We start from the raw sequence: 6,745 nt of genomic DNA, 5'->3' as shown, positions 1-6,745 counted from the left end.
CGCCCAAAGCGCCGAGAACGGCGGATGCCACTGCGATTACTATTTTTAGGAACTTGTCCCACCAGGTTGATTTGGTTGCCATTATGTTATTGGTTTTAGTATGAATAATGATGTTGGTTCAAGTATCAATGATGATATTTACTATCCGAGCGGGTCCTCCTTGTCACCCTCGTCGGGAATCACGCCACCGCCGCCATTGCCGCCGCCACCGGAGCCGTCAGTCGGTTTGTCCAGCGCGAAGGCTACGTTGGCCGGGCTACGGGTGGTAGCGGTGCTACCGTTCACCAGTTTCAGCTCCTTGTCGGGAACGAAGCGGATGTTCACTTTGGCAATATTCCTCACCGTACAGTCTTCCGACTTCTCCACGCCCGGACAGCGGAATGTCATGTGAAGCGTGCCGAGTTGGTTCAGCTTCACCTTATCGCCGTTGGCAAGGTTGGATTGGATTTCTTCCACAAGGGCTTCGATGACGTGCTTCACATCGCCCTTTGTCATGGCGCAGTTTTTCTGAATACTGGCGGCAAGGACATCAATATCTACCGTACCGCAAGTCTTGGGTTTCTGACGGAGATAGTACAACATGGGCGAACTTTTATCGCTCACGATTCTTCTGCGCTGAAAGCGCTCTACAATTACATCCATAAAAAAAACAGTTAAGGTTTAAGTTAAAAAAATCAGCCTCCGCCCAATAGCGGAGAAAAGGAAACAGGTCTCAAAAAGTAAAGATAAATCTCTAAGCAAACAGTTCGGCCGGAACTATAAAAGAAAAGTGTATAAGAGGAGAAATAAGGCGCCTTAATCAATGATTATTCCTTTCCTTAAGCACATTACAAAGATACAAAATCAGAGAGGCGATGTCAAGTTTTTCGTTGTTTTTTTTTCGACAAAAACGAGAAAAAGACGCCTCATTTCGCGTGTTTCATCAGCCACTCCATAGGCGGCACATACTCTCCTATCTTCGTAAGGCTGGTGTTGTGGGAGAAGTACACATCTCCGGTTTCGCCGTTGCGGTGCTTGGCAAGAATCAGCATACCGAGGCCTTCCGAGGGGTAACCGCTTTTGCGCTCCGTGGGCAGGTTGTAGACGGCAGGGCGATAGAGCAGCGACACTACATCCGCATCCTGTTCTATGGCGCCGCTTTCGCGCAGGTCGCTCAGTGCGGGACGGCGGTCGCCACGCAACTCACACTCGCGGTTCAGCTGGCACAGCAGCACTACGGGTACGTTCAGTTCCTTTGCCAGCAGCTTTGCCTTGCGGCTTGCCTCCGCCACTTCCTGTTCGCGGTTGCGGTTCTTCTGTTCGGACTTCATTTCACAGAGCTGCAGATAGTCTATCACGATGAGGTCGCAGCGCCCCTTGCTCTTTTGCAGACGGGCGGAGGAGCGGATGTGGTCCATCCCCATTTTGGGGTTATCGTCTACACAGACGGGCAGGCGGGAGAGTTCGCGGGCTGCCTCCAGCGCCTGATGTTGCTCGTCGGCGGTGAGCAAACCCGTGCGCAGATGCCCTGCGTTGATGTCGGCGGCTTGGGCGCACAGCCAGCGGTCGCCCAGACGCTCGCCCTGCATCTCGAGGCTGTACACCACCACGTGCTTGCCCGCGCGCCCTGCAGCCAGCGCCAGATGCAGGGCAAAGGCGGTCTTGCCCACCGAGGGGCGGGCGGCAATGATGTTCAGGTCGCCGGGTTGCCAGCCTGCCGTCAGCTTGTCCAAGTCGCTCAGACCGGTTGGCACACCCGTGACGCCGTTGCAGTTGTTTGCCACGCGGGCATCCATTTGTTTCAGGGTGGCGAGCATCAGTTGGTCCATATCGCGGAGATAGTCGTTGAAGGCGGCTTCGCCTTCCAAGTGGTCGGAGAGGCGGTGCAGCTGCACCAGTACCTCGTCCAGGTCCACCGACTCGTCGGCGGCGGACGCCAAGAGCTTGTGCAATCCGCAAATCATCTCGCGGCGCACATACAGCCCCAGCAAGATGGCGGCGTGCTGCTCCAGATGGGCGGAGGACGCCACGCGCATGGTGAGCTGCGTCAGCCCGTACGCGCCGCCCGCGGCATCCAGCGTGCCACGGGCGGAGAGTTCGTTCTTTACGGTGATGAGGTCTATCTTCTTGCCGGTGTGGTGCATGGAGAGCAGGGCGGCAAAGATTTCCCGGTGGGAGTCTTGGTAGAACATTTCGGGACGGAGCGCGTCTGCCACGGTCACCATTGCGGTGGTTTCAATGAGGCAGGCGCCAAGAATCACGGCTTCGAGGTCGGAATCATGAGGGTTGAGTATTTCGGACATGAGATTTATGATTTAATTAATCAGGTTGTCAAAGACTTTATCTTCCAGATAGCGCACCGCCGTCTTGCAGAAGTTGATATTCGGGAGAGTGAAATAGTAATCTTCCATACGCTCCATGGCAAGTTCGCGTTCGCGGACGGAGAGGCGTTTCCAAAGGTTCCGGATGCGTCCTTTGGCTTCTATGGGCTTATGGGTCACTTCGCTGTAACGGGCGATGAAGTTCTTCACTTCTTCCTCCATTTTGCGTTCGACGGGCTGTTTGGGGGCGGGGGTTCCCGTCCATGCGTCATAGTGGGGAACACGTATATGGCTCATGCAGCTACCGGGCACCTGCTCCAGAAGCCCGTCGGCAAAGCAACGCTCAAAAAAGAGGCGGGTGTGTCCGCGCGTCCAGCCAAAGATTTCGGCCCAGCCCAGATAAGAGATTACAGACTCTCCCCGGGCACAGGTCACCTCCGCCCCGTTGTGCTTAAGCACTTTGTTTTTGTAGTTCACATGAAGAAGCACGCGTAAAAACGCCTCTTCGTCTCCGCTCGCAATGTGGTGTTTTTGGGACACGCTCATCAGCAATGCCCGCGAAACCATGACATAGCCTGTGTTTGTTAGATTCAAATCCATTGATAATTTTCCGTTTTTTCAAGGTGCCAATAAAAAGCCAGTCCAACTGCCAATTTTTCGGTTCATTTCCAGACAGATAGCCCGTTTTACAGCCAGTGCAACTGCCAGCTTACTGACACAACATAATTAATAAAGAAAAGATATACTAAAGTATATCTCTGTCGGAGAGAACGAATGATGCGTTTGTGCAAAACACACCATGCATCCGGGCACTGCGGATGATGCGTGCCGATGTAACGGATGATGTAATTTCATGTTTGACTTTGTTTATATATTTGTTATAATATTTTTCTGCGTGCCCGGCAAGGCAAAACATCTGCCACACGCTATCAACAGACAAATATACGCCAATAGTCTGAGGGAGGAAATATAAATATTTACGCGAATGAGGGAGGTAAGATATTGGTTACAAACCGGATAAGGGGAGAGGCGCTTCACATTATCTGTTGACAAGTAAGCAAGTGATTTTATCCGTCATTCAGAGCGGAGCGAAGAATCTCTTTTCCTTACATAATGAGGGAAGAGATTCTTCGTCGCAAGCTCCTCTGAATGACAGAATGATAGAGTACTGTTTGCAAACAGCAAATGATTATATTTGCACTGTCTTGAAGCAAAAATGGATACTGGGGAGAAGTGCTTCACATTATCTGTTACCATTATCATGTTATATGTTAACGCCGTAGCACCTATTAATAAATCAAAATCATCAATCAAAACACCTTTGCTGTTTAAGATAGTTTTCACATCAGCATATGTTTCAAAAACTTCATGAATGGAAAGTGAGGGCTACACTCATAATTCTGCCAGTTTCCGGGTTTTACCCTGCACACGGGCATTGCGTAATAATTCAATTTCTTCGTCCGCACTTACCCCGTCATTACACCATGCTCCATTTGCCTTATCCAACAGTCCCTTTTTTCTGTTTTTGGCAAGAGCATCATGTGAATCGGAAAAAGTCAAAGATGATGCTAATAATTCAATTAAACGCCGCTTCGCTTCATTGCCTAAATGCAACAAATCCTTGCGAAATATTTCATCTGCATTCAGTTCAACAGTAGACATACAATTTCTCCTTTTTCAATTAGTTTCAGTACAAAGATAACGATTTATGCAGTAAGAACAATATTTTCTCCTTTTTTTATATTTCAGCATTATCTTTCAATCCGCTACTTATCTCCCCCACCGGGGGGAGACAGGGTTTCCGTTACCCTTTATGCACATATATCAAGTCGTCCAGCAAGTGGTCCAGCTCGGCGTCGCTGATGCTGCCTTTGTGAAAGCGGAAGTAGCGGGTAAGGATGGTGCGCACTTGGCGGATGCGGCATTCGGGGGTATAGCCATGCCACCCTCCCGCCTTGCCTTCGTCCAGCGCACGGCAGATGGTGCGGACATAGGGGGTGATGATTGCACGCACATCATCGCCGGGATAAATCTGAATCTTCTCTTCGGGCATGATGATGGTGACTTCGGGATGACAGGCGCGAACCACACGCAGGGCTTCCGTCCAGCGTACATAGGGCATGATTACATCGCGCGTTGTCTTTTTTTTGGTGCCTCCAAGGCATCCGGTGCCATGATGACACGTCTTCTTAATTTTTTCATTTTTACAAATGCTTTTAATTGGTTAATATTAAAATACGGAGATTTATCATTCTCCTTTTTTTTCGTTCATTCTTTTGGGATGGGTCGATTCTCTCTTTCATCCTCTCTGTCATTCAGAGGGTATCTGTCATTCAGAGCGCAGCGAAGAATCTACTCTCTTTATGTTGTGCATAGGGAAGAGATTCTTCGCTGCGCTCTGAATGACAGAGAGGATGACGGAGGGGATAAGGTTATTAAACATAGATACTTGTAAATAGGTGAATTCATAAATAGGTCAGAAAGCAAGCACAGTGCGAACTTCGATCTCATCGTAGTCTTTACTGTCCCAACCCAAGTACAAGTAGCCATCGCTGAAGCTCATGCAGCAAGCGTAGTAGCTACTATACTCCGAACTAGACCAAAAGTATTCTCTGGAACTAAATATAACACCGTCTGCTTTCTCCATATAAGTATTCAGATTGCCAACGGCAGTGTCACCAGTACCCTCTATTTCTACAGATTCTTCCGTCGATGCCTTATAGCCACTCAAATCCACCCCGCCGAGGTTCTCCAAAATGTCCCACCACTGCCCTATGCTGGGAAGAAACCAACCTGTAGTTTTTTCAGGAGCGGCATACAGTGCTGTTCCTGTCGTTGTGGTGCCATAATTGAGCGCAACATAAAAGGCTTTGTAGGTTGCAGCGGGATAACCGTTTTCTTTTCCTATCTTATCGCCAATCCAATGGGTTTCGGCGTAGCCGTTGATATGATTATACTGTTTCTGCAAGGTAGCGATGTTTTCATAGAAAGGCGTTGCATTATCCGTTGCGGTCGCATTTTCATCTTTCTCTTCATCTCCCCACCGACAGCCGTTGCCGGCATTCGTCAGAGCCATGACAAGGCCGTGAGGAGACGTGACGCCTAATGCCGCCAGCTTCTCCTTCTCTCCGTCACCGATGCGATTTGCATCCGTGCAGAACACGATGCCGATGCAGTTTGCCTGTTGCGCTGTGCTAAGGGATTCGTTTTTTCCTATCAACGAGCCGTCTTTCATGTAGAAGTCGCCCGCTTGCAAGGTATGTGCTTTGGTGATTGTTCCGCCATCCACTACATATTCCTTGTAATCGCCTGCGGCGACATCGGCATTGAAGCTCCAGTCGGCAACGGAAGCATCGCTCTTGGTGTAGCTGCCGGAAAGGAGGGGCTTGGCTGCATCGGCAGCATCGGCGGGAACGGGAGTTATCAGGTAGCGATAGGCGCCGTTGTCCGTATGGCAGGGGATGAAATCGGAGAAAGCGACGTTGAGAGGGGCGTTAATAATGTAATCGGGAAGCGAATTTCCTGCGGCATCCTTTAGCGTGTACTTCGTCTTCGGCAGGTCTATCACCACCAAAGCCATTTGGTGCGCCATGCTGAAGGACAACTTCCGCCTCTCTGCCGGGATGTCTTCTGCCATGCTGCCCTTGGCTATCATCAGGTCCTGCGCGGTATATTTGTCGTGAGAGCTTTGGTCGGCAGAGGGAGTCCAAGCGGCGGTTAAGTCCTTGAAGAAGTCGGCGGCAGTGGTGGAAGCGGCAAGGGGGCTGGTGGCGGTATCGGGGACTTTACCGGCCATGTAGCTGTCCGCCTGATAGGGGTAGTAGGCATAGTAGGTGCCACCGGGGATGTACAGAGGGGTTTTGCCGTCCGCTGTCTGCCACGTGAGGATGCTGCCACCGCTTGCCGCATCAGAAGCGGCAACGGTAACGGCTTCAAGACGGAGGTTGGTTGCGGCAGGAAGGATATGCCCGTTCTTGTCTATGGCGTACACGCCTATTGCATCGCCGGCAGTGAAGGTGGTGGTGTACTGATTCTCTGCAGTGCGGGTAGCGGTGCCGGATGCCGGAGTGTAGCCGCTGTCGCTCACGGTAATGGTAAGGGGGTATGTGTCGGAGGCATTACCGCCGTCGGGGGTGTTGTCGGGAAGTAGTTCGTCCACCGAACAGGCCGAAAACGCTGCCAAGCCCGCAAGAAGAAGCAAGCGGCGGAAAAGGGAAGGATGAGGGTATGTAAGGATGCTCATGATTTTCGTAATGGTTTATTGTTAGGTAATGGTTTTAAGTAAGTGATTCTAATGGTTTATTTTCTCTGTCATTCAGAGCGCAGCGAAGAATCTGCTCCCTCAATGCACAGAGGGGGAAGAGATTCTTCGCTGCGCTCTGAATGACAGAGAGGATGAAAGAGGGGAATGACGGAGGGGATAAGGTTATTAAACATAGATACTT

At 50.6% G+C, this 6,745-nt stretch carries 7 protein-coding genes; all 7 read right to left on the bottom strand.

Features of this window, described 5'->3' with window-relative positions; translation table 11 throughout:
• Positions 1-82 (bottom strand): smalltalk protein (locus KG118_RS10765; RefSeq protein ID WP_213388447.1); only part of this gene is annotated, 82 nt, incomplete at its 3' end.
• Positions 83-141: 59 nt separating this feature from the next.
• Positions 142-642, bottom strand: coding sequence for an HU family DNA-binding protein (locus KG118_RS10760; protein WP_117713386.1), 501 nt, complete (start codon positions 640-642; stop codon positions 142-144).
• Between the two features lie 263 nt (positions 643-905).
• Complete coding sequence (gene dnaB / locus KG118_RS10755; protein ID WP_117713385.1) at positions 906-2,282, bottom strand: replicative DNA helicase; 1,377 nt, start codon at positions 2,280-2,282, stop codon at positions 906-908.
• 12 nt (positions 2,283-2,294) lie between these two features.
• Positions 2,295-2,900, bottom strand: coding sequence for a hypothetical protein (locus tag KG118_RS10750; RefSeq protein WP_117713384.1), 606 nt, complete (start codon positions 2,898-2,900; stop codon positions 2,295-2,297).
• Between the two features lie 792 nt (positions 2,901-3,692).
• Positions 3,693-3,962, bottom strand: coding sequence for a hypothetical protein (locus KG118_RS10745; RefSeq protein WP_117713383.1), 270 nt, complete (start codon positions 3,960-3,962; stop codon positions 3,693-3,695).
• A gap of 142 nt (positions 3,963-4,104) precedes the next feature.
• Positions 4,105-4,422 (bottom strand): hypothetical protein, encoded by a 318-nt coding sequence (locus KG118_RS10740; RefSeq protein ID WP_117713382.1) that lies wholly within the window; start codon positions 4,420-4,422, stop codon positions 4,105-4,107.
• A gap of 354 nt (positions 4,423-4,776) precedes the next feature.
• Complete coding sequence (locus KG118_RS10735) at positions 4,777-6,543, bottom strand: fimbrillin family protein (protein ID WP_117713381.1); 1,767 nt, start codon at positions 6,541-6,543, stop codon at positions 4,777-4,779.
• Positions 6,544-6,745 lie beyond the last annotated feature (202 nt).

Source organism: Bacteroides propionicigenes (assembly GCF_018390535.1).
Classification (GTDB): Bacteria; Bacteroidota; Bacteroidia; order Bacteroidales; family Bacteroidaceae; genus Bacteroides; species Bacteroides propionicigenes.
This window is presented reverse-complemented; position numbering and strand designations above follow the sequence as displayed.